Origin of the sequence: Pseudoclavibacter sp. VKM Ac-2867, assembly GCF_015351275.1 — a bacterium.
Lineage (GTDB): Bacteria > Actinomycetota > Actinomycetes > Actinomycetales > Microbacteriaceae > Pseudoclavibacter.
On sequence record NZ_JADKSL010000018.1, the window covers coordinates 1 to 25,245 of the forward strand.

A 25,245-nucleotide genomic window follows, 5' to 3' on the forward strand; every position below is an offset into this window, starting at 1 on the left:
CGCCGGACTTCTTCATAAGCCGGGGTTGGTTGTTGAGTGAGCAGAGATGCTCCTCGATGATCAACCCCGGCTTTTTTGTTGCCCAAAAACACCCGATGCCCCGACGCCCGACGGCCCTATGAGAGACGATCGCCCCCACGCCCCCACGCCCCCACGCCCCCACGCCCCCACGCCCCCACGCCCGCACGCCCGCACGCCCGCACGCCCGCACGCCCGCACGCCCGCACGGACGCACGCCCGCATGGACGGGAGCGCGCAGCGACTGGTCAGCGCGCAGCCTGCTCAGGGTGGGAGCCGCCGGCCTCGACGCCGGGCGCCTTCGTCGTGAGCTTCGCCGCGATGGTCTGCGCGTCCTCACGGATCGCCGACATGATCGTCGCGCTCACGAACCCGACGATGAGCACACCGGACACCATGAGCGAGACCGCCAGGGCGCGGCCGGCGAGCGTCACAGGCGTGAAGTCGCCGTAGCCGACCGTCGTGATTGTCGTGAACCCCCACCACAGCGCATCCCCCATGCTCACGATCGACGCGCCTGGCGTCTTGTGCTCGACGAGGTACACGCCGAGCGACGCCGTGTATACGTACAGGAGCGACGCGATCGACACCGCGAGAACATTGCGGGTGCGCTTCGCGCGAGCGCCACCGCGGCGGAAGAACGGCAGGCGCCACAGGTACGTGACGATGAGGAATGGCCGCAACACGACAACGAACAGCGAGAGCAGGTCGAACCATCGCGAGCGCACGAACGTGACCTTCACCGGACTGATCACGAGGCGGATCAGGAACTCGACGATGAAGAGGGTCCAACTGATCGAGACGACGCTCGCGAGCTGGCTCTGCTCATTCGCGCTTAGCTGCACGTCGATGAGCAAGAGCGACGACGCCGTGAAGAACGCGACCGCGACCACGAACATCGGCAGTGACGTGTAGTGCTCCCAGCGTGTCAGCATCCGCCAGCGAGCTTCGGCGCGTGCCGAGCGTCGCTGGTCAGCAGGTGCTTGGTCGTCGTGACTCGGCCGCTGGTCACTGCTGCTGCTCGCACTGGAGGTCATGCCTCGAGCGAACCACACGAAGGGCCCGCGCCGCGAGCGGGAAGCTCAAGCGGGAGGAAGCGCAACCCTGGTCCCTGCTCGTGGTCCAGGTCCTGGTCCAGGTCGCCGCGGTGGTCTCCGAGGATCAGCACAGCTGCGAGGCGCACGAGTGTCGCCTCGTCCCGTGGGTGGGCGTCTGAGCCGGCGAGCAGCGAATCGCAGTAGGGCAGTGAGGATGCGGCCGCCGAGTTCAGCACGAAGGTCGCGTCGAGCGGATTGAGGGTCGTCGAGCGCGCCCCTGCCTGCTCGCGATGGACCCCGCGCGTGAGATGAGCACTACGAACTCGGCCGCGAGCTCAGCCGAACGTCCCTCCGGAGTCCCCAGATGGTCACGGGTCTTGGTCGAGATCCCCCGGTACTGGGAGGTGGGAGGGACATTCGCTCCGCGAACCGTCTCGGAGACGACAACGGGCCCCGGCAAAGATGCCGGGGCCCGAGGTCTTGATCGTGCGTGCGCGTCTTACGCCTTGTTCCTGCTGCTGCGGCTCGTGATGAATCCCCAGATGACGAGGACGATGAGCGAGCCACCGATGGCCAGGAGCCAGCTGCTCAGCGAGAAGAACGCGTCAACGCCCTCACCGAAGAGCATGCCGCCGATCCAGCCGCCGAGCAGTGCGCCGACGACGCCGAGGATGAGGGTAGCGATCCAGCCGCCAGCCTGCTTGCCGGGCAGGATGAGCTTCGCGATGGCCCCGGCGATGAGTCCGAGAAGAAGGAATGCGAGGAATCCCATGAGAGCTCCAGAGTTCGATGTTGACTGTAGTCGCCGGTGTCGGACGATGGCTTCCCCTGTGGCGCTTGTGGCACTCAGTTGGCACAGCCGCGTCTTTAACCGGACAACCCATTGTGACCCCCGGATATCCATATAACGAAATCCTGTGTGGGAATCCACGGAAATCCGTGCCCTCGCTGTGATATTCGCGCATTACGCGATGATTGAGCGAAAAGGAATCAGATAAAGGCCCCGGATGCAAGATCCGGGGCCATATCTGTTTGTCGTGCTAGATGCGTTTGTCTTACATCATCGACGGCGGCATGAGCACCGAGTCGATCAGGTAGACGGTTGCGTTGGCGGTCTGGACTCCACCGCAGATGACCTTGGCGTCGCCGACCATGAGGTTGTCGCCCTCACCGGTGACGGTGACGTTCTCGCCCTGGACGGTCTTGTGGTCGCCAGCGATCTCGTCAGGAAGGATCTGTCCCTCAACCACGTGGTAGGTGAGGATCCCCGAGAGGAGGTCGGCGTCGGTCTTGAGCGTGTCGATCGTTCCCGCATCGATCTTGCCGAAGGCCTCATCGACCGGTGCGAAGACCGTGAACTCTCCGCCGTTCAGCGTCGAGACGAGGTCAACATCGGGGTTGAGCTGGCCGGAGACAGCTGCCGTGAGCTGCGTGAGCAGCGGGTTGTTGGAAGCCGCAACCGCGACCGGGTCCTGGGACATGCCCTGGACGGAGCCTGCACCGTCCGGAACCTGAGCTGCGTAGTCGGCGCAGCCGGATCCGACGAGGTTGGCTGCTGGGTCCATCGTCTCCATGGTGGTTTCCATAGGCGTCTCCATTGCAGTCTCCATGGGGGAGGCTTCCGTGGAGGCGTCGGTCTCAGCCATGGGGGCCGAGTTCGAGCAGGCTGCCAGGCCGAAGGTCGAGATGGCCGCCAGCGAGAGGAGGGCGAGTGAGCCCTTCCTGGTGATAGTGCGCATAACTTCACTCCTCATTTCTCGGCCGGGGGGCCGGAGCCGCATCCGTTGCGGTTCACAAAGGCATTCGGAGGCCCTCCTGAAGCGGATTGGAAAAGTTCGGAATAAAACTTCGGCGGCCCCCACATGCCCGTCATTCCGCCGATCTCGCACCCCAACTCGGTGCGCGGTTTCAGCTGGCAGCGCTCATGGCGGCCGTGGAGCCGCCCGGCTGCGGGGCTGGCGGGGCTGGCGCTGAGCGCGGCACCGCCCCGGAGACCTGAGCGCGGCGAACCTATATAGGCGTGTGTCCCCGCCCACTCGACGAATATAGGCGTGTGTCCCCGCCTACTCGACGAACACCTGGCCGGGAAGGAGCGTCATCCGGTTCCTTCCCCACAGTGCTCTCGCGCCGTGTTCCGGCGGAGAGCACGAACCGAGCCCATCGAATACGCGGAAACGACAAACCGATAGGCACACGGCTCCGAATGCAGTGCACAGGCATGAACGTCCGCCTGACAACCATGCTTCAGGGAGCGCAACATGATCTCGCTAGGACTCATAGGCTTCCTCGGAGGCCTCATCACGGGAATCTCCCCGTGCATCCTTCCCGTGTTACCCGTCATCTTCTTCTCGGGCGGCGTGCAGGGTGCACGCAGCGACGAGGAGATGCAGGCCGAGGCCCAGGATCCCGGGGCCGAAGGGCCTGACGAGGGCGCGCTCAAGACGAAAGTCAAGAGCGAGCGCACGACGAAGCGGCGCGCATCCGCCCGGCCGTACCTCGTCATCCTGGGCCTCGTTACGAGCTTCAGCGTCTTCACGCTGCTCGGCTCGCTGCTCCTCAGCCTCCTCGGGCTCCCCCAGGACGTGCTGCGTTGGGCAGGCATCATCGTGCTTGTCCTCATCGGCGTCGGCCTCATCGTGCCGAAGTTCGAGCACCTCCTCGAGAAGCCGTTCTCCTGGATCCCGCAGAAGCAGGTCAACACCGACCGCGGCGGCTTCCTCCTCGGCATCGCGCTCGGCGCCGTCTACGTGCCGTGCGCCGGCCCCGTGCTCGCAGCCATCACGGTTGCCGGCTCGACTGGTCAGATCGGAATCGAGACCGTCATCCTCACGGTGACGTTCGGCATCGGCGCCGCGATCCCGCTTCTCATCTTCGCCCTCGCCGGACGTCGCGTCGGCGAGCGAGTCAAGTCGTTCCGCAAGCACCAGCGTGGCATCCGCATCACCGCCGGTGTTGTCATGATCGCCCTCGCGATCGGACTCGTCTTCAACCTCCCGCAGCTGCTCCAGCGCCTTGTGCCGGACTACACGGCCGGCCTCCAGGAGCAGTTCAACTCGAACGAGCAGGTCGAGGAGGCACTCGCCTTCGGTGGCCTGGTCAACGACCAGAACGAGCAGCTCACCAACTGCACCCCCGGCGACCCGGAGCTCGGAGACTGCGGCCCGGCCCCAGACATCCTGGACATTCAGGAGTGGATGAACACCCCTGACGGCGAAGAGGTGCAGCTCGCTGCACAGGCCGCTGAGGGCAAGGTCGTCCTCATCGACTTCTGGGCATACTCCTGCATCAACTGCATCCGCTCCATCCCGCACGTCACCGCATGGGATCAGGCCTACAAGGACTCCGGCCTCCAGGTGATCGGCGTCCACTCTCCCGAGTACGCCTTCGAGAAGGAAGCCTCGAACGTCGCGAACGCGATCGACGAGTTCGGCATCGAGTACCCCGTCGCCCTCGACAACAACCTGGGCACCTGGACCAACTACCGCAACCGGTACTGGCCAGCCCACTACCTGATCGACGCAACGGGAACCGTCCGCGCCATCCACTTCGGTGAAGGCGGATACGCCGAGACCGAGGCCCAGATCCGCGACCTCCTCAAGGAAGCGAACCCGGACGTGCAGCTCCCCGGCGAGACCGACACCTCGGACACCACGCCGGAACTCGGAAGCACGACGCCAGAGACCTACCTGATGCCGACGAAGGTCGTCAACTACGCAGGTGAAGGCGAGTACGGCCAGGGTGACCGCAGCTTCACGTTCCCCGCGCAGCAGCAACAGGACACCTTCGCGCTCGAGGGTGACTTCAACCTCGACTCGCAGGGCATCCGAAGCGACGACGAAGGAAAGATCAAGCTCTCCTACACCGCCTCGACCATCCGAATGGTGCTCGGCGGCTCCGGAACCGTGACCGTCGACGACGGCACCGGCCCCCGAGAGATCCAAGTCGAGGGCAACCCGGGCTCCTACCTCCTCTTCGAAGGGGACCAGAGCAAGCAGGGAGAACTGACCGTGACGCTGGGGGGTGGCGTGGATGCTTACTCATTCACCTTCGGTTGAGGCCAGGCCGAACGTCCCAGCATCGCACTTCCCAGGAACCCAACACGAAGTCAACCGACTTCGCGAAACCTTCGCGAGATGGCAAGCTGAGCTTGTGAGCGAAGCCATCGGAGAGATAGAGGACCTTCTCGTGCGCACCGCTACAGGAAGCAAGGAAGCCTTCTCGACCCTCTACGACCTCATGGCACCGCGTGTGCTCGGACTCATCAGGCGAGTGCTTGTCGACCAGGCGCAGTCCGAAGAGGTCGCCCAAGAGGTGCTGCTCGAGATCTGGCAGACCGCCGCATCGTATTCGCCGAGCAAGGGCAAGGCGACCACGTGGATGCTGACTGTCGCGCACCGCAGAGCCATCGACCGGGTGCGCGCATCCCAGGCATCGAAGGACCGTGACCTGAAGATCGGGGCGCGGGACTTCGAAGGGGAACGCGACGACGTCGCCGAGTCGGCTGAGATCAGCATCGAGCACAAGAGGGCCCAGAAGGCACTCAGCGCGCTCAGCGATCAGCAGCGAGAGGCGGTCACCCTGGCCTACTACGGGGGTCTCACCCAGAGTGAGATCGCGGAACGGCTCGAGGTGCCTCTCGGCACGGTGAAGACAAGGATCAGAGACGGAATGAATCGGTTGCGTCGCGAGTTGGGGGTGGTGTCATGAGTTACGAACAGGAACGTGAGGAGCTCGAGCAGCTGCTTGCTGCAGAGGCGCTCTCTGCCAACGACTTCGACGATGCCGCAGACCGTGCGCTGTTGAACAAGCTGCTGGAAGACGGCGAGCTCTCGGAGGAGTTCGAGAGCTACCAGGAAGCCGCAGCGCAGCTTGCGCTCGCAGTCTCCCCGGTGACTCCTCCTGCATCCATGAAGGGCTCGCTGTTCGCGAAGCTCGACAGCTTCCCGCAGCAGAACCCGGTCGGCGGAGAGAAGGAGTCCGCGGCACCCGCGGGAGCTTCCGACGCCGGCACGCCGCCTGCACCTGCTGGCGCGGCCCCGCGGGACGCCGAGGCGGAGGGGCGGCCCAGGCTGTCTCTCGCACCGGAGCCCGAGACCGATGCCGGCGAGCGCGACTCCGACGACGAACGACGTCCTGTCGCCGTCGGCGGTGGAGCCTCGACCACCTCGACCGGAGACGACGACTTCGGGCCCGTGGAGACACGAGCCCGCGGACGCTGGTTCCGCAGCAGCGCCCAGGCCATGTTCGCCGCGACTGCCGCGGTTGTTCTCGCCGTCGGCCTGTTCCTCGGCGGAGGCCTTGCCTTCGGCGGGTTCGGGCAGGACTCGCAGGAGCAGCCCCTCGCCGACGGCGACGTGGCGCTCATCCTCGCCGCCCCCGACGTCGACAGTGCTCGCACCGAGGCAGCCGGCGGCGGAACCGTCACGGTCTACTGGTCGCAGGAGCTCGGCAAATCCGCGGTCATCGCGGATGGCATGGCCCAGCTGCCCGAGGAGAACGACTACGAGCTCTGGTACATCGACGGGGAAGGACCCGCACCTGCCGGAGTCCTGACCATGGCCGACGGTGCCCCAGCCGTGAAGGTGCTCGACGGAACATTCGCGCCAGGCATGGCCGTCGGCCTCACGGTGGAGTCGAAGGGCGGCTCCGCAACGGGCCTGCCGACGACCGACCCGGTCGCGGTCGTGCAGAGCTAGAGCGCACCGCCGAGAAGAACGACGAAGATTGACCTCAGAGCCCCCGAGCGGCAAATCCCTCGGGGGCTCTGTCGTGCCGCTTTGTCAACCCATCATCTTGCGATCAGACAGGGGCAATAGCCTCGCGAGCATGGCATCACCAGGCACGCCCCCAAACGCCCAGGCCAGCGAGTCCGCGAAGGACAGTGCGCCGTCTTCTGCTGACAGCGACTTCGCTGCCGGAGTCACTCCGGCCAACAGCAGCACGCCCGCGACGCCAGCCCCGACGGGCAACGAGCCAGCGCTCAAGGCCGTTCCTCGAGGGGACGGCTCAGCGCCGAGAGTGCTCGTCTTCGGATCGACGGGCTACCTGGGAGGCCGCCTCGTGCCGAGGCTCCTCACCGCCGGCTACCGGGTGCGGGTGCTGGCCCGCAACGCCGGCCGCGTCTCCGCGTACGACTGGGGAGACGAGGTCGACGTGGTCGTGGGCGACGCGGACGACCCGAAGGCCGTCGGCGAAGCCATGCAGGACATTGACGTCGTCTACTACCTGGTCCACGCCATGGGATCCGGGTCCGACTTCGAACGCACCGACCTGCAGCTCGCCGAGAACGTGGCGGAGCAAGCCGCGAAGGCCGGCGTCTCCCGCATCGTCTACCTGGGCGGCCTGCACCCCGACGACGCGAAGCTCTCGAAGCACCTCCGCTCCCGCAAGGAGGTCGGCGAGGTCTTCCTGAGGTCGCCCGTCCCGACCATCGTCCTGCAGGCCGGCATCGTCATCGGCTCCGGCTCCGCATCCTTCGAGATGGTGCGGCACCTCACGGAGGTGCTGCCGTACATGCCTGCCCCGCAGTGGGTGCGCAACCACATCCAGCCCATCGCCGTCCGTGATGTCCTCCACTACCTGCTGGGCGCCGCCCGCATCGAGGGAGACGAGAACCGGGCGCTCGACATCGGCGGCCCCGACGTGCTCAGGTACGGGCAGATGATGAACGGGTACGCCGTGAAGGCCGGTCTGCGCCAGCGGGCCATCGCCTCGCTGCCCGTCTTCACGCCCGGCCTCGCGTCTCGCTGGGTGAACCTCGTGACCCCGATCCCAAAGTCCATCGCCCGGCCCCTCGTCGAGTCGCTGCAGAACGAGTGCGTCGTCAAGAACCGCGACGTGGATGCGCTCATCCCGCCGCCCGAGGGCGGCCTCACGACCTACCTGCGGGCCGTTGAGCTGGCCCTGGGTCGGGAGAAGCAGCGAGCCACGGAGACGAGCTGGCGCGACGCGAACGTGCACAGCGCGCCAAGCGACCCCCTGCCCGCCGACCCGGACTGGGCGGGGCAGACCGTCTTCACCGATGAGCAGTCGAAGGAGAGCACGGTCTCACCCGAGCAGCTGTTCCGCGTCATCGAGGGCATCGGCGGCGACAACGGCTGGTACTCGTCGAAGCTGCTCTGGGGGGCCCGCGGCGTCATGGACAAGCTCGTCGGCGGGGTGGGGCTGCGTCGCGGCCGCACCAACCCGGACCGGCTCGCAGTCGGCGACGCACTCGACTTCTGGCGCGTCGAGACCATCGAGCGCGGCGGCGAGCATGGCTCGCTCCTGAGGCTGCGGGCGGAGATGCGCGTGCCCGGGCTCGCGTGGCTCGAGATGCGGGCCTTGCCGGTCGGCGACGGAGACGGCGAGTCGGATGCGCGCGGCGATGAGGTGAAGGACGGGGAGCGCATCCGCTCCCGCTACGAGCAGCGCGCCGTGTACTTCCCGCAGGGTCTGCTCGGCCGCCTGTACTGGGCAGCCGTGTTCCCCTTCCACGGGTTCATCTTCGCGACCATGGCGTCCCGCATTGTGGCGACGGCTACCGCGCAAGCGGACGACTGAGCCCCGCCACTGCCCTTCCCCGCGCGCAGACCTGGGGGATCTGCACCTCCGCTGGGCCGGGAGCGTGCGTGAGCCCCAGGTCTGTGGCTGGCGCGGGTGCAGATCTGGGGGTTTTGCATGCGCCGCGCGCGTTGTGGGTGCGTGAGCCCGAGGTCTGTGGCTGGCGTGGGCAGACCTGGGGGTTTTGCATGCGCCGCACGCGTTGTGGGTGCGTGAGCCCGAGGTCTGTGGCTGGCGTGGGCGTAGACCTGGGGGTTTTGCATGCGCCGCTCGCGTCACGCATGCGTGAGCCCGAGGTCTGTGGCTGGCGCGGGTGCAGACCTGGGGGATCTGCACGTCCGCTGGGCTGGGAGTGTGCGTGAGCCCCGAGGTCTGTGGCTGGCGCGGGCAGACCTGGGGGTTCTGCATGCGCCACATGCGTCGTGCATGCGCGAGCCCCTGGTCTGTGGCTGGCGCGGGCAGACCTGGGGGATAGGTACCTCCGCTGGGCTGGGAGCGTGCGCGAGCCCCAGGTCTGTGCTGCGGGCTTCGGGCCGCGGGACTCAGCACGCAAGTCAGCAGGGGGTGCTCGGCGTCACAGCTTGCCGAGCAGACGTAGACGCCGCTCTCGCAGGGCGTGCGCGTGCGCAACGAATGCGCTGGGATCCGGCCAGAGGTCTGAGATGGTGAGCCGCTCGGAATGCCAGCCCAGATTGGTGACCTGGCGAACGCGCTGGATGTCGCGTCTCCACTGCTTCGGACTCACCAGATGCCCGAGCCCCTCGAAGTCGTAGGCGATCTTCGCCTCGAGATCAGCGCAGTCAGGGCGCGCGACTTCCTTCCCTCGGACACGCAGAGAGTGCTGAACGGTGAGTTCCGGATATCCGGAGTCGTGGAGCACGAAGCGCAGGAGGCTTTCATACGGCGACTCAACCTTCTCGCGAATCTGCGGCGTCATCTCGCGGAGCAGGGCAGCACCGAACCCGGGCGACCACTCGGCCACGTACCGTTGCAGGGCATCGGGCGCCGCGAGATTTTCGCGCCAGCGACGGTTCGGGTAGTTTTCGGCCCCGCTGACAAGCGCGTCACCGAAGCCGAGGAGGTCTGGCCGCGCCGAGGAGGCGCTCGAGCGCAGGAGGTCGCGACTCATCAGGCCGTAGAGGAGCGCTGGATGAGGCAGCGGGACACCATCGAACGTGAACGTGCGCCAGAGCCGTGCTGGGACGATTCTGGTGGTGACTCCTGGGCGCCGAGGGACGTTCGTGCCGTCAGGGACGACGAGATGGACGCGCGGATCCCTGAGGAGTTGCAACGGGAGGGGCAGGCCAAGGATCCGTGCCGCGGACACTGCGCCGTAGGCGTGCGCTTCCTTGAGGAGCGGCGCGTACTGCAGATCGCGGGCTCGGAGCTGTAGGCGAACAGCCGCCGATGTCGACTCCTGCCCGTCAGCCGGCTCTGCTGCGTCGCTATCGACGCGAACGCCACGAAAGGGTCTCGCCAGCCCCGGGTTCCTCAGCCGGCCCCGGCCCACACCCAGGTCTTGCGCGTCCGCCACCGTGAAGCTCTTGCCCCGGAGCTCGGGTGGAAGCTGGTCGCGAAAACGCGGAGGTCTGTCTGGAGGAGCCACACGGCGACGCTACGTGCGCGGCGTCGCCCGCGCGGGATCCCGCGAACCGCTGTGGAGAACTCCAAGAGCGGCGCACCTGTGACATCACAGTGGAGCGCGGCCCCTGGCGCGGACAGACCCGGGGTTTATGCATCCGTTTGGCGCGTACGCGGTGCGCTGGCCCCAGGTCTGCGAGCGGGGGCACGTAGCGGGGGCGCGACGGGGGATAGCGGGCGCGAGTGGTCGCGCGGGCGGAGCGCGGAGGAGGAGAGCTGGGCAGCGGCGAGGGCGCGCCGCCTCGGGCGGTGCGGGCGGGGGCCGTCCGGACTCGTCAGTCGGCGGAGGAGCCCAGGAACTCGACCTCGGTGCTGCCGGTCACCGGCTCCGCGGTGACTCCCGTGATGGTGACGGTCACCGTGTAGGTGCCGGGCGTCCCGAGCTCGAAGGAGATATCACCGCACACCGTGTCGTAATTGCTGCTGAGCGCCTTGGCCGTTCGAGTGATCGTGTCAACGCCCTCGGCGCTCGCGGTGTACTCGCACGTGCCCGTCCGGGTCACGCCGGTCACCCGGGCCTCCGCGGTGATCCACGAATGGCGGTCGTCCGCCGTGGCGGCGAACACGAGTTCCCCACCGTCCGGGGCCGCTGAGGACTCCGAGGCATCTGAGCTTTCCGCGGCCTGGGGTGCAGCGGCCGGCGAGAACGTGCCAGTGCTGGATTCTGAGCTCGGCGCCTGGCCGGTCGGCGAGCATCCGCTCAGCACGACGGCAACGGCGCACGCGGCCCCGAGGCCCGCTGCCTTCCAGCGGAACCTTGAGCCGCGCTGCTGGGAATCCACGAGTCAGGCTCGGTCTTGGAGCTCCTTGACGGCACGGGCGAAGTCGCGGGTCTGCAGCACTTCGAAGGCCGCACCCGGGTCGGACCCTGCCGAGACGACGCAGAGTTCATCGATCTTGTTGATGAAGCCGAGGACACGTCCGTCTTTGACGACCCGGTACGAGTTCTCGGAGAGGCGGTCGACGCGGCCCTCGGCGGGCGTCGTCGCGGTGAGAGGTGGAACGGGGAATGGCATGAGGCTCCTGCCGTCGTTGGCGACCGTCTCAGACGGATAGTCGCATCTTCGCGCACTGACATGTGCGCGGAGGGCTATTCCCTGAGATATGTGGAGAGTTCTCACGACATCTCAGGGAAGCTGATACCTCTTAGAGATACGCCAATATGTTCCTCAGCGTTGAAGCCTTGCCACAACGGGGTGGCGGGTGCTAGTCAGAAGGGATGGTTCGACTGCGAAGGTGGACTCCCGCGGCTGGCGCGTGGACGCGGCACGTTGCCGGGAGCGGCTTCAGCTACCGCGACGAGCGCGGTGAGCGCATCGTCGACGCACGACTCCGCGAACGCCTCGCGTCGCTCGCCATCCCACCGGCCTGGCAGGACGTGCGCATCGCGCCGCACGAGAACGCCCATGTCCTCGCCCTCGGCGTGGATGCGCTCGGTCGAACCCAGTACATCTACCATCCCGACTGGACGGCGAAGCGGCAGATCGTGACCTTCGACCGGGCCCTCGAGCTGTCCCGGGTGCTCCCCGCGGCGCGGCGTTCGGCGACGAGTGCCCTCCGCACAGCGAGCTCCGGCAGGGATGCTTCGCTCGCCGCGAGCTTCAAGCTCCTCGACACGGCATTCCTGCGGGTGGGCAGCGAGAGGTCGGCGAAGCAGTTCGGGCACCGGGGGCTCACGACGCTCCTGAACCGGCACATCCTGCTGCAGGAGGAGCAGGTGCTGCTCGAGTTCAAGGGCAAGAGTGGGGTGCCGTGGAGCGCCCTCATCGAGGACGGCGAGCTCGTGTCGTTCCTGGGGGAGCGCAAGGGCACCGGCTCGCCTGGGCGTCGCATCCTGGCGTGGAAGGACGGGCGAGCCTGGCGGCGACTCGCGGCCAGAGAGGTGAACGACGACATCAGGATGCGCACGAAGGGCGAATTCACGGCGAAGGACTTCCGCACGCTCCACGGCACGGTCTTCGCTGCTGGTCGGCTCGCCGAACTGGGGGTCGGGGGCACCGTGCGGGAGCGGAAGTCGCTGGTGGCGCAGGCCGTGCGGGACACCGCCGAGCTGCTCGGGAACACGCCAGCGGTCGCGAGGTCGAGCTACATCGATCCGCGCGTCATCGAGGCCTACGACGAGGGACGGGTCGTCGTTGCGGGCAGGGGCTCCGGCGAGGCGGCGCTGCGGGAGCTGCTGCTGGGCTCGTCCAGCTGACGGCCAGGGCGCGCACACGAGACATCCAAGGTTCGGTGAGGTCGGTGCGAGAGCGTTGACGCCTGCTCGGTTGTGGGTCGGAACCCGGTCCCGCCCGAGCTGCATACTTCCCCCGACGAAAGGACACTCAGCAATGACGACTCTCGACACCAAGCGCGTGGCCTTCCTCCTCACGAACGACTTCGAGGACAGCGAGCTGACCAGCCCATGGGGCGCCGTGACCGAGGCGGGCGCAGACGCGTCCCTCGTCGCGCCCGAGTCCGGCACCGTGACGGGCAAGAACGGGCATGAACAGGCCGTCGACCTCGCTTCGGCTGACGCGAAGGCAGCGGACTTCGACGCGCTCGTGCTCCCGGGAGGGGTCGGCAACGCCGACCTCCTGCGTCTCGACGAGGCGTCGGTCTCGTTCGCACGCGACTTCTTCGAGGCCCACAAGCCAGTTGCGGCGATCTGCCACGGCGCGTGGATCCTCACCGACGCGAAGGTGCTCGACGGGCGCACGCTCACGAGCTTCCCGAGCCTCAAGACCGACCTCGTCAATGCCGGGGCGACCTGGGTCGACGAGGAGGTCCACGTCGACCAGGGGCTCGTCTCGAGCCGCACTCCAGACGACCTGCCAGCGTTCAACGCGAAGCTCGTCGAGGAGATCGCGGAGGGCAAGCACCGCGGGCAGACGGCATGACCCACTGAGGGTGCCCGTCGCGAGGGGTGGGCGGATGCAGGCGCGTCCGCCCACCCCTCGCCCGTGCGCGGCCCACCGCTGGACAGCGGGCGCGCGCCGGGTTCCGGGGCCAGAGGCTCCGATCATGAGGGTGCTCTCATCAACTGGGCACGGTGCGTCTCATGAATGCTCACGAAGCTTGGGTCTACCGAGGCGAACTCGCGGCTCGGCAGTCAGCAGGAGGCAGCACTATGAAGAAGAACACCTGGATCATCGTCGGATCGGCAAGCGCCCTCGGGCTCGGCATCCTCGCGGTCGGCGGCGCCGGTGTCGCCAACGCCCTCGAGGTTCGCGACGTGCCGGGCGAGCAGCTCACCCTCACGACGCCGTCGGCACCCCCGACTGCTTCGGCCTCGCCCACGACGGACAGCAGCGCGTCACCCACCGCGACACCTGTCTTCAGCTCCCCGAGCCCCGTCTCGGCCCAGACGCCGCTCAGCGCGCCGACCGTGCAGAGCCCCGTGAGCGCGCAGAGCCCGGTGTCGGCGCAGACGCCGCCGTCGGTGCCAAGCGCCTGACACCCGACGCCCGACGATGTCCACAGTCTGGCGAGCTCCCGGGCTGCGGAGAACTGGCCCCGGTAAGTTCAGCAGGAGGACCGACGACAGAGCCCGCAAGGGGGAGCGCATGTTCGCAGCAGCCAGGCAGGTGATCGAGGCCGTGGCCACTGGCACCGGCCGCGAGGTGGCGTCGGTGACGCTCGCCTGCGCTGAGCCGAGCGGCGACGGCGTCCTCGCCGGCTACGACGTGGAACTCGCCTCGCAGCAGGGGCCAGACGAGCGCATCCGCCTCTTCATCGACACGGCCACCAACCCGGCCGCTGCATCTGAGGTGGGTGAGGCGCAGAACTGGACCACGGTGCAGAACCCCGTGACCCGCGAGCAGGTGAGGGTGTGGCGGTACCCGCACGACCCAGCTCTGCCTGCCCTTCCCGCGACGGCGTTCCCCGACTCAGCGCGGGAGACCGCGGCCCGCTTCGGAGCCGTCGGAGAAGGCCAGCTCGAGATGCTCGCCTACCGGCCCGGGCGCCGAGCAGTCCTGCGTCTTGCCGGCCCGGACGGCACGCTGTTCTTCAAGGTCGTCCGGCCCGGGCACGCCGAGCCGCTGCACCGCATCCACGAGGAGCTCGGCGGCGGCGGCGTCGCCGTTCCGCGCAGTCGCGGGTGGAGCGAGGCGGGCCTCGTCGCCCTCGAGCGGATGCCTGGCCTGCCTGCCGACGCACACGTGCCCCACACTCCTGAGGCTCGGCTCGAGTTCCTGGGCGAACTGCAGTCGCTCGTCGCGTCGATCGGGGCGGCACCCGTCTCTCGAGGAGCCCGCGCGAGCCTCACGACGGGGCTCGACTGGTACCTGCTGCGGCTCCACGACCTGCTCCCTGCGCGACGGGCCGACATCGATGGGATCGCGGTGAGCATCCGCCGAGCGCTCGCCGAAGCGCGGCCGGGGCCAGCGCGCACGGTGCACGGCGACCTGCACCTTGGACAGATCTTCGTCGAGCCGAGCGCCCGGCCCGGGGGCGGCACCTCGATCACGGGGGTCGTCGACATCGACACGGCTGGCGTCGGCGACCTCGCCGACGACCTCGGTGGGCTCTACGCGCACGCCATCGTGACGGCCCTCACCCACGATCTGGGCGGGAGAGCGGAGCTGCGCACGGCCACGTTCGAGCTCGCCGAACTCGTCAGGCTCGCCTGGGGCGAGTTCGCGCGTACCTGGGCCGAGCCGGGTGGATCCGGGCTCGTCACGGACGACCCCGACCTGAGCATCCGATCCAGCGCAGTCGCCCTCACACATCTGCTCTCGCACGCGTTCGGGGCTGCCGTGCGAGGAGGGGTCGGGCTCGATGCGCTGCCCGATCGCATCCTCGACTTCGCCAGCGCCCTCTCCAAGGAACCGAGACGATGAGCGCCGAGAAGCCCCGGCCTCGCTGGCTCGTCGTGGCCCTCGCCGGGGCCGGCGCGCTCGCCATCGTGCTCGCCGGGGTCACGTTCGCGCAGGCCACGTCGCTGCGCTCCTCGCCCGGGGAAGCCGTCAACCTCGGGCCGATCGTCGGCGAGCAGTCGCCGGCGACGACGATCAGCGTGACCCCATCAGCGACCGCCTCCACGGCCCCGGTCTCGACCGGGGCGCCGTCACCGAGCCTCCCGCCGGACCCGGTCCAGCCGTCGCTCCCGACGGGTGGCATCCAGGCTCCCGTGCCCGTGGCACCGGTGGGCCCGTCCCAAGTCGATGACGACGATGACGACGACGACGATGATGATGATGATGACGACGGTGAGGACTGACGGCGACGTCAAGGACCGGCGGCGGCAGGGCCTTGCTGTGGGGCAGGCTGAAGGCGGCGAGGTCTGACGCTCGCCGGGGTCGCCGGGGTCGGCTTCAGCGCAGGCGGTATCCCATGCCCCGCACCGTCTCGATGCGCTCGGAGCCGATCTTGCCGCGCAGGTAGCGGACGTATACGTCGACGACGTTCGAGCCTGGGTCGAAGTCGAACCCCCAGACCCTGCTGAGCAGCTGCTCGCGGCTCAAGACCTGCCCGGGGTTGGCGAAGAACTGCTCGGCGAGCCCGAACTCGCGTGCCGACAGGTCGATGTCGGCGCCGGCGACTCGCACGCGGCGCGTGCGGAGGTCGAGCAGCAGGTCTTCGTGGGTGAGCTCCGTGGTGGCGGCCTGCCCAGCATCCCGGAGTCGAAGCCGGATGCGTGCGAGGAGCTCGTCGAACTTGAACGGCTTCGCGAGGTAGTCGTTGGCGCCCCCGTCGAGACCCCGCACGGTGGCCTCGACCGAGGTGCGCGCCGTGAGCATGATGACCGGGATCGTGTGCCCCTCGGCTCGCAGCCGGTCGAGCACCTCGAAGCCGTCCATTCCCGGGAGGCCGACGTCGAGGAGCACGAGGTCGAAGTCGCCGCCGCGGGCAAGCTCGAACCCATCGGTGCCAGAGCCTGCCACCGCGACCGCGTACCCTGCCGACTTCAGACCCTTCTCGACGAACGAGGCGATGCGCGCCTCGTCCTCGACGACCAGGATTCTGCTCATGCGGTGTCCTCTTCCTCGGGATGATGGGGCCGCGCGTCGCCGCCTGACGCGGCGGAGGCGCTGGCCCCGGAGCTGTCGGAGCTGTCGGAGCCGGGAGATCCGTGCGCAGGCACGACGATCGTGAAGGTGGACCCGAGCCCCGGCTGGCTCGAGAGCTCGACTCTTCCACCGTGGCCGCGAGCGATCGACTGCACGATGGCGAGCCCGAGGCCTGACCCGGTCTGGCTGCGGCCCGTCTCGGCACGCCCGAAGCGATCGAAGATGCGCTCCTGCGCGGAGGCGGGGATGCCGACCCCCTCGTCCCGGACCCAGAGCCGGAGCTCGCCGCGCGCATCCACGAGGCTGCCGAGCTCGATCCGGGAGCCTGCCGGCGAGTACTTGGCGGCGTTGTCGGCGAGCTGCAGCCAGGCCTGCGTGATGCGGCGCGCGTCGACATCGACGACCACCGGCGCCGTCTGACCGAGCACCCAGCCGTGGTTCGAGAGGGCGCTCGCCTTCGCCTGGACCTGCTCCGTCAGCTCGAGCACGTCGCAGGGCGCGATGCTCAGGAGTCCCTGCTGCTCGCTGACGGCAAGCGCTTCGATGTCGTCGATGAGCTCGCTCATGCGGTCGAGCTCGTCGAGGGCCAGGGCGACCGTCTCCCTGGTGTCGGCAGGGTCGTTCGGGTCGAGCAGCTCGAAGTGCCCACGCACGATCGTGATGGGGGTCTTCAGCTCGTGACGCACGTCGTCGAGCAGCTGCCGCTGGGAGGTGAGGGAGCCGTCGAGGCGGTCGAGCATGCCGTTGATCGTCGCGGTCAGAGCGGAGACGTCGTCGTTGCCGACGACCGGGATGCGCGCAGACCTGTTGCTGCCCGTGATCGACGCCGCCGTCTCCCGCAACTCCCGGAGTGGTCTGAGGAGGCGGCCGGCGACGAACCAGCCCACGAGGCCGACGGCGGCGAGGGCGGCGACGGCGACCATCGCATACGTCTGGAAGGTGCTGGTGGTGTCGGCGAGCTCGGCCCGGAGGTCGTACGCCGCGAGGTACAGCGCGTCGCTCGAGCCGTCGCCCACCGTGAAGGGGACGGCGATGTAGCGGAGGGCGAGGGCGCCGTCGACGAAGGTGCCCATTCGCACCGAGTCGTCGGCGGTCTCCGCGACGGCTCGTTCGACGAGGCCGGGCACCTCGGCGAGGGAGAACGGGGTCGGTGTCGCCGGGATGAACGTCGGCACGCCGTCGACCAGCCCGAGGGCTCCCTCGTTGCGTTCCGGGACGAAGCGCTGCATGACCAGCTCGAGGGCTTCGGTGCTGCTCGCGAAGGTGCGGGCCGGGTCGGGGGCAGGGGCCGCAGGGGCTGCCGGGTCCGACGTCGTGGGCGCGGCGGCGTCCGTGCCGCTCACGAGGCCGCTGACGTTCTCCGCGAGGGCCACGAGGCGCTCATCAACTCCGCTCAGGTCGCGCTCGCGGGCCGCGAAGTAGCTCGTCGCGCCGGCGACGATCATGCCGAGCATCGTGACGAGCAGGATCGACGCGAGGATGCGCACTCGCACCGAAGCGCGGGGCCGCACCTCCTGCCGCCCCTGCCCCACCGTGGTCACCTGCATCCACTGATTATCTGGGGCGCACGAGTCCAGATCCTGGCAGGTGAGAAGACTCTCACGCAGCCGTGCTGCAAGCGGCACCTCTCCAGGCGTCCGCCCGGTCCCGCTCCACAAGCCCCAGCGGGAAGGTGGCATGGCGCGTAGGCTCGTCGAGTGGAAACCGAGCGCTACGAACTGACCAGGCGAGCAAGCCTCGAAGTCCTGCGCGCCGAAGCGCAGGACGAGCGAGAGACTATGATCTACGGGCGGGCTCGCCGCGGTGAAGACCCGTGGCGCTTCATGCAGGAGCTGCCGACGGTCGACGAGCTCGTGGTGCTGCTCATGCGCGCCGAAGCTCTCGAACGGGGCGGAGACGAAGCCCCCTCCAGTGGCGAACACGATGCGCAGCTCATGCGGCGCATCGCGACCGAGTACCCGCCGCTCGGGCCCACCGTGTGGACCATGCTCGCCGGAAAGAGCCGATTCGGCGACCGCTGGGACGCCAGAACCGCCTGAGGTGCCTGAGCCCGGGCGTCGTGCCCCGAGGCTCCGCCGGCGATGGCAGGCGCGGACGGCGGCCCCGTCGCATCCCCTGCCCGTAGGCTTGTGGGCATGTCGGTGTCAGAACTCTCGGTGAGCGCGCAGAACTACCTCAAGGTGGTCTGGAGCCTCCAGGAGTGGTCGGATGCGCCCGTCACGGCGACGATCGTCGCCGAGCGCCTGCAGCTGCGGCTCTCGACGGTGTCGGAGGGCATCCGCAAGCTCGCCGACCAGGGGCTTCTCGAGCACGCGCGCTACGGCAGCATCTCCCTCACCACGGAGGGGCGCTCCCACGCGCTGACCATGATCCGCAGGCACCGGCTCCTCGAGACGTTCCTCGTGGAGGTGCTCCAGTACGGCTGGGATGAGGTGCACGATGAGGCAGAGAACCTCGAGCACTCCGTGTCCGACCTCATGGTGGAGCGCATCGACGCGATGCTCGGGCACCCCGAACGCGACCCGCACGGCGACCCGATCCCCTCTGCAGCTGGCGAGGTGAGCATCCCGCAGGCTGTTCTGCTCAGCAGCCTCGAAGCGGGGAAGCGCGTTGTCGTCGAGCGCATCTCGGACTCGGACGCCGAGCTCCTCAAGTACTTCGCGGCGAAGGGCCTCACGGTTGGGGCGCGGCTCGAGATCGGCGAGAGCGACCCGTACTCCGAGTCGATGCTGCTCACCGTGGTGGACTCGGACGCGAACACTGATCGCGGGCAAGCCGACGCCACTGCGGGCACCGCAGGCTCGGCGGGGCCCGTCGCGGCTCCGTTTGCCCTCGGGCCCGTCGCGGCTCGAGCCGTCTGGGTGACGGAAGCCGAGAGCTTCGGGAATCGAGAGCGTCGGGAATCGAGAGCGTCGGGAAGCTAGGCGGTCTTCGCCTCGGCAGCCGCCCCTTCGGTAGCCATCCCTGTGGCGCCGGGCCCTCCAGCGCTCTTGCCCCTCGAGCGACGCCTCGCGAGGATCCGCGACGTGACGAGGCCCTGTGTTGGGGAGAGCAGGTAGGCGAGCAGGAAGGCGAGGCCCTGCGCGAGCACGATCATCCCACCGGATGCGGCGTCGAGGTAGTAGCTGGCGTAGAGGCCCGCCGCCGAGCAGACGACGGAGACGACGGGGGCGATGACGAGCATCCGCGCGAAGCTGCGCGTGAGCACCGTCGCGGTCGCTCCGGGGATGATGAGCATCGCCACGACGAGGATCACGCCGACTGTCTGCAGGGCGACGACGGCGGTGAGGGCGAGCAGCCCGAGGAGGGCGCCGCGGAGGACGCGCGGGTTGAGGCCGATCGCGTGGGCGTGGGTGGCGTCGAACGCGACGAGGGTGAAGTCTCGCCGCTTCACGAGGAGCACGACGGCGACGATCGCCGCGAGTATGCCGATCTGCACGAGGTCGGTGGGGCTGACGCCGAGGAGGTTGCCGAAGAGGATGTGGCTGAGGTCGGTCTGACTCGGCGTCACTGAGATGAGCACGAGGCCGAACGCGAAGAGGGTCGTGAAGACGATGCCGATCGCCGCGTCCTCTTTCACCCTGCTGGTGTCGCGGATCACGCCGATGAGGCCGACGGCGAGCAGCCCGAAGGCGAGCGCCCCGAGCGCGAAGGGAGCCCCGACGATGTAGGCGAGCACCACCCCGGGGAGGACGGCGTGCGAGACGGCGTCTCCCATGAGGGACCACCCGATGAGCACGAGCCAGCAGCTGAGGAGGGCGCAGACGACGGCCGTGATGACGGTCGTGATGAGCGCCCGCACCATGAACTCGTAGCCGAGGGGTTCGAGGAGGAGATCGACGAGGTTCATGCTGCCGCCCCCGTTCCGGTCTCGATGCCGAAGGCGAGTGCGAGGTTCTCGGGCCGGATGATCTCCTCGGGGCTCGCGTGCAGCAGCACCCGCCGGTTGAAGAGGACGGCCTCGTCGGCCAGCTCTGGGAGGGAGCCCAGGTCGTGGGTGGCGATGAGGATGCACACCCCCTGCTCGGCCAGCTCCCGGAGGAGCCTCGTCATGGTGGCCTGAGAGCGGGCGTCGACGCCCGCGAAGGGCTCGTCGAGGAGTAGCACCTCGGCCTCCTGGGCGATACCGCGGGCCACGAAGGCGCGCTTGCGCTGACCGCCCGAGAGCTGGCCGATCTGCCGACCTGCCAGCTCGGAGAGCTCGACGCGCTCGAGGGCGGCGTCGACAGCCGCGTGGTCGCGCGCCCGGGGCCTCCGGGTGATGCCGAGGTGTCCGTAGCGTCCGGTCATCACCACATCGCGCACCGAGAGAGGGAAATCCCAGTCGACCTGTTCGCTCTGGGGAACGTAGCTGACGCTGCCCCGCTTGCGCGCATCCGCCGAAGAGCCCCCGAGGATGCGGACGGTGCCCGCGTCGGGGCGGACGACGCCCATGATCGACTTGAAGAGCGTGGACTTGCCAGAGCCGTTCATGCCGATGAGCCCGCAGACCCGGCCGGGGGCGATGGCAAGGCTCGCCCGGTCGAGGGCGAGCACCTCCCCGTAGTGCACGGTGAGGTTCTCGACCTCGATGGCCGGCGCGGCCACGCCCGCCGATGGCCCAGTGCTGGCCCGAGGAGTGGAGGCTGCGCTCACGATTCGCTTCCCGTCTTGCCGGTCAGTCCGGCCACGATGGTGTCGACGTCGTGCCGGATGAGGTCGAGATAGCTCGGCACGGGGCCGTCTTCCTCGCTCAGCGAGTCGACGTAGAGAGTGCCGCCGAACTCCGCATCCGTGGCGTCGACGACCTGCCGCATCGGCGCATCCGACACGGTCGACTCGCAGAACACGGCCGGAACATCGTTGTCGCGCACATGATCGATGACCCCGGCGATCTGCTGCGGGGTGGCCTGCTGCTCGGCGTTGACGGGCCAGATGTAGACCTCGTCGAGCCCGGCGTCTCTCGTCAGGTACGAGAAGGCCCCCTCGCAGGTGACGAGTGCCCGCTGGGATGCGGGGAGAGGCTCGATGGCCGCGACGAGCTCGTCGTGCACGGCCTGCAGCTCTGCCTTGTAGGCGGCGGCGTTCTCCTCGAAGACGGTCGCGCTCGCGGGGACGAGGTCGGAGAAGGCGGTGACCATGTTGTCGACGTACAGCTGCACGTTGAGGGGCGACATCCACGCGTGCGGATTGGGGAGGCCCGCGTAGGCGTCGCCCGCGATGGGCACTTCCTCGACGCCGTCGCTGACCACGACGTGGGGGACATCCATGCCGGAGACGAACTGCTCGAACCATGCCTCGAGGTTCATGCCGTTGTCGAGGATCAGGTCGGCTTCCGACGCCTTCGCGATGTCGAGCGGGGTCGGCTCGTAGCCGTGGATCTCGGCACCGACCTTCGTGATCGACTCGACGCGAAGCTCATCGCCGGCGACCTGCCTCGCGATGTCGGCGAGCACCGTGAAGGTCGTGAGGACGACGGGCCGGTTGTCCTCGCCCTCGGAGGAGGGGGCGCAGGCGGTGAGGGACGCGAGCGTGACGAGGGCGAGGCCCGCCGCGACGATGCGGCTGGCCTTCCTTCGGGCTGCGCGCAGCGCGGGGGTCAGCATGACCAGAGCATAGCGCTACGGTGGTCAGAAGATCAATGTTCGGTGCGCCGAACATTTGAGAGCTGCGCGCGGGCGATGCGCTGCGCGGGCCAGCGACGGTCGGGGAATCACGCCCCGGCCGTGCACAGCTGGCACGCGTGCGCGGAAACGTAGGCTGACGGCACGATGTCTCCAGGCGAACTCAGCGAACCGCTGCGGCACCGGCCCACAGTGCCGATGCCCGGCGGAACCGCGCGCAGCGGACGCGGCGCGAGCGCCGATACCGCGCGATTCCGGAGCGACTGCGCCAACTGCGTCGCCCTCTGCTGCTCGGCGCTCGCGTTCTCGCGCGGTGACGACTTCGCGCACGAGAAGCCCGCCGGAAAGCCGTGCCGGAACCTCGACGAGAACCTCGGCTGCGGCATCCACTCTGCGCTCCTCGAGCGCGGATACCGCGGCTGCACCGTCTTCGAGTGCCACGGCGCCGGGCAGCGCGTCACGCAGGAGACCTTCGGCGGTGGTGACTGGCGGGAAGGCGACGACCTGCGGGAAGCCATGTTCGCCGTGTTCCCTCTCGTGCGCCAGCTGCACGAAGTGCTGTGGCTGCTGGCCGAAGCGAGGCGTCGCACCGCCGATCGCTCGCTGCTTCGACGCATCGACACGCTCTTCGATCAGGTCGACGTGCAGGCCGCCTCGCCCGACCTGGCCTCGCTGCGCGCCGCCGTCGAGACGAGCCGGCCGGCCGCCGGCGAGCTGCTCGGGGCGGTGAGCCACGAGGTGCGACGGATGCACGTCCCGCGGCGCCGTGCATCCGGCGCCTGGTCACGGATCGAACCCCGCGGCGTGTACCTCGGCACTGACCTCTCGGGCAGCGACCTGCGGGCGGTCGAGCTGCGGGGTGCCCTGCTCATCGCGGCGAAGCTCCGGGGTGCCGACCTCCGCTGGGCTGATCTCCTCGGCGCCGACCTGAGGGACGCCGAGCTGCACGGCGCCGACCTGCGCCACGTGCTGCACCTGACGCAGCCACAGCTCGCGGCCGCCTTCGGCGACGATGCCACGCAGCTGCCCGAGTCGCTCACGCGACCCCGCCACTGGGGGTAGCTTCGCCGCTGGGGTTGGGGCTGTCGACGGGGCAGGGGGAGTGCTGGGATCGCGCTGGCGGGGGCGGCGCGAGCCGCGGCTAGGCGAGTGCCGTGCCCGAGAAGAGCGTCGTCGTGGCACCACCGACCCAGACGGCCCCGGAGTCGTCGACGGTCACGGTGATGTCACCGGCACGGCCGAGGCGTGTGCCCTGGGAGACTCGCCAGCTCGAACCCGGGGCGGTGCCCGTACGGTGCATCCACTGGGCCGTCGACGCGTTCATGCTGCCGCAGACCGGATCCTCGTCCACGCCGATGGCGGGCGCGAAGCTGCGCAGCTCGAAGGCGTGCGGTGCCCCCGGAGGGTAGGCCCCGACGGCTCCGACCATGGCTTCAGGCAGCAGGGAGAGATCGGGGTCGAGGTCGAGCACCTCCTGAGCGGATGCGAGCTGAACGACGGCCCACCCCGGCCCGTTGTCGATCCACTGGTGGGCGGTGACCTGGTCGGCGCTGATGCCGTATGCCGAGACGATGCGCGCCAGGAACTCGGGCTCCAGCGGGCCGCTCCGCAGCGTGGGCGGAGCGGCGAACGCCAGGCGTCCCTCGTCGATGCGCACCTCGACGAGGCCGGCGCCGCACTCCTGCACCACACGCCCCGTGTTCTTCGGAGTGCCGCCGCGCTCGAGCCATGCATGCGCCGAGCCGAGGGTCGGATGGCCGGCGAAGGGGAGCTCCCCGCCAGGGGTGAAGATGCGCAGCCGGTAGTCGGCACCGGGGTCGGTTGTCGGCAGTACGAACGTTGTCTCCGAGAGGTTCGTCCACCGTGCGATGTGTCGCATCTCGTCGTCCGTGAGGCCCGCGCCATCGAGGATGACGGCGACCGGGTTGCCGAGATATGGGGCCTCCGAGAAGACGTCGACTTGGGCGAAGGGGCGCGAGGTGGTCACGGGGTGGGCCTTTCGGAGAGGAGGTGGCACGGGTGGGGCGCCACAACGGGGTGAGCGGGGTGCGTGTGTCGCAACCGTACGACGGGTCCACTCCGAGCGCCCGTGCCAATCCAGCGTCGCTGGACTTGCGATCCACTCCCACTGGACTGGACTGGACTGCACTGGACTGGAGTCGGAGTGGGCTGAGGTTGGGGCTCAGCGGATGCGAGCGGCCGGCGCGGAACCCACGCGCCGTCCAGGCGCGGTCGACACAATCACGGTATGAGCGATGACCAGAGCGTTCCAGGAACCGATGACGACCCGAGGGGGCGTCGAGGTGCTGAGCACCTTCCGCCCGAGGGTGTCGACGAAGCCACGATCGCGGCCGTCGGGAAGCTCACCGAGGCCCTCGAGATGGTCGACCAGGCGCGTGGGCTCCTCTACGGGTTCCACAGGCTGACCGGCGCCGCCGACCTCGCCCTCGGCGAGGCATCCGATGCACTGCGCGACGCCGGACACCCGGAGGTCGCAGATCGGCTCGACGCCGAGCTGGTCGGGCGGAACGTGATCGAGGGGAGGTGGACGTTCCAGATCGTCGAGGACTACGACGACACCTACTGGGAGCCGTTCCGGGCGGCCGAGCGGGCCACCCGTGAGCAGCTCGTGGCTGGGAAGCGGCACCTGGCCGAGGCGGCGATGAAGGAGGACCGTCGGACGCACGGGGCTCGCCACCACGAGGCGAGGCCAAGCGGCGGGGCCTAGCGGAAGGGTCCGCAAGGGGGCCGCGACGGCCCGGCCCCGGATACGATGCTTGGCGTGGCAGCGGATAGAGCGCGGGGGCAGTACGCGAAGGGTGTCGAGCGGAAGCGCGAGATCCTGGCGCAGGCCTACGAGACCCTCCGCGTGACCGGAGCGAGCGGCGCTTCCCTGCGCGCGATCGGCGAGTCCATCGGTGTCTCCCACGGCATGCTGACCCACTACTTCGGTTCTCGCGAGGGGCTGCTCGTCGCGGTGATCCGCGAGCACGACCGCGTCAACGAAGGGCGCATGCCAGACTCGGTATCGCTCGTGCAGCGGATGCGGCTCAGCGCCGAATTCAATGTGCAGTTCCCGGGAATGGTCTCGCTCTTCACGGAGATGCTGGCGAAGTCGGTCGAGCCGGGGGATGGGCCCGCGAGGGTGTTCTTCACGGAGCGGTTCGCGCGGGCGAGGACCCGCTTGGCGGTCGAGATCGACGGGCAGCTCGCGGCCCTTCCCGAGGGGCGACGCGCCGAGGCATCCATGCTGGTCGACCTGATCATGGCGGCCTCGGACGGGCTCCAGGTGCGGTGGCTCCTCGATCCCGACGTCGACGTCGCGGCCACGCTCGGGCTGCTCGAGCGTCTCGGTCAGGACCGCTGAGCCGGGCTCGGCACACTCAAAGTTGCCAACTGGCAATTTTCTAG

The 25,245-nt window shown here is 68.8% G+C and carries 26 protein-coding genes; 14 read left to right on the forward strand and 12 right to left on the reverse strand.

Going from position 1 to position 25,245, the window contains the following annotated elements; all coding sequences use genetic code 11:
* Nucleotides 1-266: 266 nt before the first annotated feature.
* The 3 genes from ITJ67_RS15460 to ITJ67_RS15470 form a co-directional block, all read right to left on the reverse strand.
* The gene (locus ITJ67_RS15460) at nt 267-1,055 is read right to left on the reverse strand and encodes a potassium channel family protein (RefSeq protein ID WP_194678235.1); all 789 of its coding nucleotides are present in this window, start codon (nt 1,053-1,055) and stop codon (nt 267-269) included.
* A 499-nt stretch (nt 1,056-1,554) separates the two neighbouring features.
* The gene (locus tag ITJ67_RS15465; RefSeq protein WP_104332906.1) at nt 1,555-1,827 is read right to left on the reverse strand and encodes a GlsB/YeaQ/YmgE family stress response membrane protein; all 273 of its coding nucleotides are present in this window, start codon (nt 1,825-1,827) and stop codon (nt 1,555-1,557) included.
* Between the two features lie 283 nt (nt 1,828-2,110).
* Entirely contained in the window at nt 2,111-2,794 is a 684-nt protein-coding gene (locus ITJ67_RS15470) for a fasciclin domain-containing protein (protein ID WP_104244973.1), read from the reverse strand.
* A gap of 519 nt (nt 2,795-3,313) precedes the next feature.
* Between ITJ67_RS15470 and ITJ67_RS15475 the strand changes: the two genes are divergently transcribed.
* The 4 genes from ITJ67_RS15475 (at nt 3,314) to ITJ67_RS15490 (ending at nt 8,597) form a co-directional block, all read left to right on the forward strand.
* Complete coding sequence (locus ITJ67_RS15475; RefSeq protein ID WP_160075374.1) at nt 3,314-5,110, forward strand: cytochrome c biogenesis protein DipZ; 1,797 nt, start codon at nt 3,314-3,316, stop codon at nt 5,108-5,110.
* A 94-nt stretch (nt 5,111-5,204) separates the two neighbouring features.
* Entirely contained in the window at nt 5,205-5,762 is a 558-nt protein-coding gene (sigK, locus tag ITJ67_RS15480) for an ECF RNA polymerase sigma factor SigK (protein WP_236558643.1), read from the forward strand.
* Nucleotides 5,759-6,751, forward strand: coding sequence for an anti-sigma factor (locus ITJ67_RS15485; RefSeq protein WP_194678236.1), 993 nt, complete (start codon nt 5,759-5,761; stop codon nt 6,749-6,751). Before sigK ends, ITJ67_RS15485 begins: the two co-directional genes overlap by 4 nt.
* Before the next feature lie 130 nt (nt 6,752-6,881).
* A complete protein-coding gene (locus ITJ67_RS15490; RefSeq protein ID WP_194678237.1) occupies nt 6,882-8,597 on the forward strand; it encodes an SDR family oxidoreductase in 1,716 nt (571 codons plus the stop codon).
* Between the two features lie 574 nt (nt 8,598-9,171).
* On the opposite strand, the gene ITJ67_RS15495 is transcribed toward ITJ67_RS15490, so the two are convergent.
* The 3 genes from ITJ67_RS15495 to ITJ67_RS15505 form a co-directional block, all read right to left on the reverse strand.
* Nucleotides 9,172-9,726: a hypothetical protein gene (locus ITJ67_RS15495; RefSeq protein WP_194678238.1), complete on the reverse strand. Its 555-nt coding sequence runs from the start codon at nt 9,724-9,726 to the stop codon at nt 9,172-9,174.
* 787 nt (nt 9,727-10,513) lie between these two features.
* Complete coding sequence (locus tag ITJ67_RS15500; RefSeq protein ID WP_160074996.1) at nt 10,514-11,020, reverse strand: hypothetical protein; 507 nt, start codon at nt 11,018-11,020, stop codon at nt 10,514-10,516.
* 3 nt (nt 11,021-11,023) lie between these two features.
* Complete coding sequence (locus tag ITJ67_RS15505) at nt 11,024-11,254, reverse strand: hypothetical protein (RefSeq protein ID WP_104243362.1); 231 nt, start codon at nt 11,252-11,254, stop codon at nt 11,024-11,026.
* 203 nt (nt 11,255-11,457) lie between these two features.
* Between ITJ67_RS15505 and ITJ67_RS15510 the strand changes: the two genes are divergently transcribed.
* From ITJ67_RS15510 to ITJ67_RS15530, 5 genes are all read left to right on the forward strand, one after another.
* Nucleotides 11,458-12,435 carry a DNA topoisomerase IB gene (locus tag ITJ67_RS15510; RefSeq protein ID WP_160074998.1) on the forward strand — a complete coding sequence of 326 codons (978 nt, stop codon included), beginning with the start codon at nt 11,458-11,460 and terminating at the stop codon, nt 12,433-12,435.
* 133 nt (nt 12,436-12,568) lie between these two features.
* On the forward strand, nt 12,569-13,117 hold the full coding sequence (locus ITJ67_RS15515; RefSeq protein WP_160075001.1) for a type 1 glutamine amidotransferase domain-containing protein: 549 nt from the start codon (nt 12,569-12,571) through the stop codon (nt 13,115-13,117).
* A 230-nt stretch (nt 13,118-13,347) separates the two neighbouring features.
* A complete protein-coding gene (locus ITJ67_RS15520; protein WP_160075003.1) occupies nt 13,348-13,674 on the forward strand; it encodes a hypothetical protein in 327 nt (108 codons plus the stop codon).
* Between the two features lie 109 nt (nt 13,675-13,783).
* Nucleotides 13,784-15,061 (forward strand): aminoglycoside phosphotransferase family protein, encoded by a 1,278-nt coding sequence (locus ITJ67_RS15525; RefSeq protein WP_160075005.1) that lies wholly within the window; start codon nt 13,784-13,786, stop codon nt 15,059-15,061.
* Complete coding sequence (locus ITJ67_RS15530; protein WP_160075007.1) at nt 15,058-15,441, forward strand: hypothetical protein; 384 nt, start codon at nt 15,058-15,060, stop codon at nt 15,439-15,441. The genes ITJ67_RS15525 and ITJ67_RS15530 overlap by 4 nt, the downstream gene beginning before the upstream one ends.
* 94 nt (nt 15,442-15,535) lie before the next feature.
* Here ITJ67_RS15530 and ITJ67_RS15535 read toward each other — a convergent pair whose 3' ends face one another.
* Together ITJ67_RS15535 and ITJ67_RS15540 are read right to left on the reverse strand one after the other, a co-directional pair.
* Nucleotides 15,536-16,192: a response regulator transcription factor gene (locus tag ITJ67_RS15535; RefSeq protein ID WP_160075009.1), complete on the reverse strand. Its 657-nt coding sequence runs from the start codon at nt 16,190-16,192 to the stop codon at nt 15,536-15,538.
* The gene (locus tag ITJ67_RS15540; protein ID WP_194678239.1) at nt 16,189-17,778 is read right to left on the reverse strand and encodes a sensor histidine kinase; all 1,590 of its coding nucleotides are present in this window, start codon (nt 17,776-17,778) and stop codon (nt 16,189-16,191) included. The genes ITJ67_RS15535 and ITJ67_RS15540 overlap by 4 nt, the downstream gene beginning before the upstream one ends.
* A 150-nt stretch (nt 17,779-17,928) precedes the next feature.
* Between ITJ67_RS15540 and ITJ67_RS15545 the strand changes: the two genes are divergently transcribed.
* Nucleotides 17,929-18,270 (forward strand): tryptophan synthase subunit alpha, encoded by a 342-nt coding sequence (locus ITJ67_RS15545; RefSeq protein ID WP_194678240.1) that lies wholly within the window; start codon nt 17,929-17,931, stop codon nt 18,268-18,270.
* 96 nt (nt 18,271-18,366) lie between these two features.
* The gene (locus tag ITJ67_RS15550) at nt 18,367-19,155 is read left to right on the forward strand and encodes a metal-dependent transcriptional regulator (RefSeq protein WP_194678241.1); all 789 of its coding nucleotides are present in this window, start codon (nt 18,367-18,369) and stop codon (nt 19,153-19,155) included.
* Here the strand turns inward: ITJ67_RS15550 and ITJ67_RS15555 are convergent.
* Genes ITJ67_RS15555 through ITJ67_RS15565 form a run of 3 tightly spaced genes read right to left on the reverse strand, consistent with a single transcriptional unit; the run spans nt 19,152 to nt 21,816 of the window.
* Entirely contained in the window at nt 19,152-20,081 is a 930-nt protein-coding gene (locus ITJ67_RS15555; RefSeq protein WP_194678242.1) for a metal ABC transporter permease, read from the reverse strand. The genes ITJ67_RS15550 and ITJ67_RS15555 overlap by 4 nt on opposite strands.
* Entirely contained in the window at nt 20,078-20,818 is a 741-nt protein-coding gene (locus tag ITJ67_RS15560) for a metal ABC transporter ATP-binding protein (RefSeq protein ID WP_194678284.1), read from the reverse strand. The genes ITJ67_RS15555 and ITJ67_RS15560 overlap by 4 nt, the downstream gene beginning before the upstream one ends.
* 44 nt (nt 20,819-20,862) lie before the next feature.
* Nucleotides 20,863-21,816 carry a metal ABC transporter substrate-binding protein gene (locus tag ITJ67_RS15565; protein WP_194678243.1) on the reverse strand — a complete coding sequence of 318 codons (954 nt, stop codon included), beginning with the start codon at nt 21,814-21,816 and terminating at the stop codon, nt 20,863-20,865.
* A gap of 165 nt (nt 21,817-21,981) precedes the next feature.
* Between ITJ67_RS15565 and ITJ67_RS15570 the strand changes: the two genes are divergently transcribed.
* The gene (locus tag ITJ67_RS15570) at nt 21,982-22,896 is read left to right on the forward strand and encodes a pentapeptide repeat-containing protein (RefSeq protein ID WP_228503089.1); all 915 of its coding nucleotides are present in this window, start codon (nt 21,982-21,984) and stop codon (nt 22,894-22,896) included.
* 79 nt (nt 22,897-22,975) lie between these two features.
* On the opposite strand, the gene ITJ67_RS15575 is transcribed toward ITJ67_RS15570, so the two are convergent.
* Nucleotides 22,976-23,821, reverse strand: a complete 846-nt coding sequence (locus ITJ67_RS15575) for a PhzF family phenazine biosynthesis protein (protein ID WP_194678244.1) — start codon at nt 23,819-23,821, stop codon at nt 22,976-22,978.
* 261 nt (nt 23,822-24,082) lie between these two features.
* On the opposite strand from ITJ67_RS15575, the gene ITJ67_RS15580 reads away from it, so the two are divergent.
* Together ITJ67_RS15580 and ITJ67_RS15585 are read left to right on the forward strand one after the other, a co-directional pair.
* On the forward strand, nt 24,083-24,562 hold the full coding sequence (locus ITJ67_RS15580) for a hypothetical protein (RefSeq protein WP_194678245.1): 480 nt from the start codon (nt 24,083-24,085) through the stop codon (nt 24,560-24,562).
* 54 nt (nt 24,563-24,616) lie between these two features.
* Nucleotides 24,617-25,201 (forward strand): TetR/AcrR family transcriptional regulator, encoded by a 585-nt coding sequence (locus ITJ67_RS15585; RefSeq protein WP_194678246.1) that lies wholly within the window; start codon nt 24,617-24,619, stop codon nt 25,199-25,201.
* Nucleotides 25,202-25,245: the final 44 nt, after the last annotated feature.

Bases quoted from the DNA above. Each gene is read 5' to 3' on its own strand.
- ITJ67_RS15475 (WP_160075374.1), top strand. From the start codon at position 3,314: ATGATCTCGCTAGGACTCATAGGCTTCCTCGGAGGCCTCATCACGGGA.
- ITJ67_RS15550 (WP_194678241.1), top strand. From the start codon at position 18,367: ATGTCGGTGTCAGAACTCTCGGTGAGCGCGCAGAACTACCTCAAGGTG.
- ITJ67_RS15470 (WP_104244973.1), bottom strand. From the start codon at position 2,794: ATGCGCACTATCACCAGGAAGGGCTCACTCGCCCTCCTCTCGCTGGCG.
- ITJ67_RS15520 (WP_160075003.1), top strand. From the start codon at position 13,348: ATGAAGAAGAACACCTGGATCATCGTCGGATCGGCAAGCGCCCTCGGG.
- ITJ67_RS15460 (WP_194678235.1), bottom strand. From the start codon at position 1,055: ATGACCTCCAGTGCGAGCAGCAGCAGTGACCAGCGGCCGAGTCACGAC.
- ITJ67_RS15485 (WP_194678236.1), top strand. From the start codon at position 5,759: ATGAGTTACGAACAGGAACGTGAGGAGCTCGAGCAGCTGCTTGCTGCA.
- ITJ67_RS15525 (WP_160075005.1), top strand. From the start codon at position 13,784: ATGTTCGCAGCAGCCAGGCAGGTGATCGAGGCCGTGGCCACTGGCACC.
- ITJ67_RS15510 (WP_160074998.1), top strand. From the start codon at position 11,458: ATGGTTCGACTGCGAAGGTGGACTCCCGCGGCTGGCGCGTGGACGCGG.
- ITJ67_RS15490 (WP_194678237.1), top strand. From the start codon at position 6,882: ATGGCATCACCAGGCACGCCCCCAAACGCCCAGGCCAGCGAGTCCGCG.
- ITJ67_RS15505 (WP_104243362.1), bottom strand. From the start codon at position 11,254: ATGCCATTCCCCGTTCCACCTCTCACCGCGACGACGCCCGCCGAGGGC.
- ITJ67_RS15515 (WP_160075001.1), top strand. From the start codon at position 12,569: ATGACGACTCTCGACACCAAGCGCGTGGCCTTCCTCCTCACGAACGAC.
- ITJ67_RS15530 (WP_160075007.1), top strand. From the start codon at position 15,058: ATGAGCGCCGAGAAGCCCCGGCCTCGCTGGCTCGTCGTGGCCCTCGCC.
- ITJ67_RS15495 (WP_194678238.1), bottom strand. From the start codon at position 9,726: ATGAGTCGCGACCTCCTGCGCTCGAGCGCCTCCTCGGCGCGGCCAGAC.
- ITJ67_RS15570 (WP_228503089.1), top strand. From the start codon at position 21,982: ATGTCTCCAGGCGAACTCAGCGAACCGCTGCGGCACCGGCCCACAGTG.
- ITJ67_RS15535 (WP_160075009.1), bottom strand. From the start codon at position 16,192: ATGAGCAGAATCCTGGTCGTCGAGGACGAGGCGCGCATCGCCTCGTTC.
- ITJ67_RS15565 (WP_194678243.1), bottom strand. From the start codon at position 21,816: ATGCTGACCCCCGCGCTGCGCGCAGCCCGAAGGAAGGCCAGCCGCATC.
- ITJ67_RS15540 (WP_194678239.1), bottom strand. From the start codon at position 17,778: ATGCAGGTGACCACGGTGGGGCAGGGGCGGCAGGAGGTGCGGCCCCGC.
- ITJ67_RS15555 (WP_194678242.1), bottom strand. From the start codon at position 20,081: ATGAACCTCGTCGATCTCCTCCTCGAACCCCTCGGCTACGAGTTCATG.
- ITJ67_RS15465 (WP_104332906.1), bottom strand. From the start codon at position 1,827: ATGGGATTCCTCGCATTCCTTCTTCTCGGACTCATCGCCGGGGCCATC.
- ITJ67_RS15580 (WP_194678245.1), top strand. From the start codon at position 24,083: ATGAGCGATGACCAGAGCGTTCCAGGAACCGATGACGACCCGAGGGGG.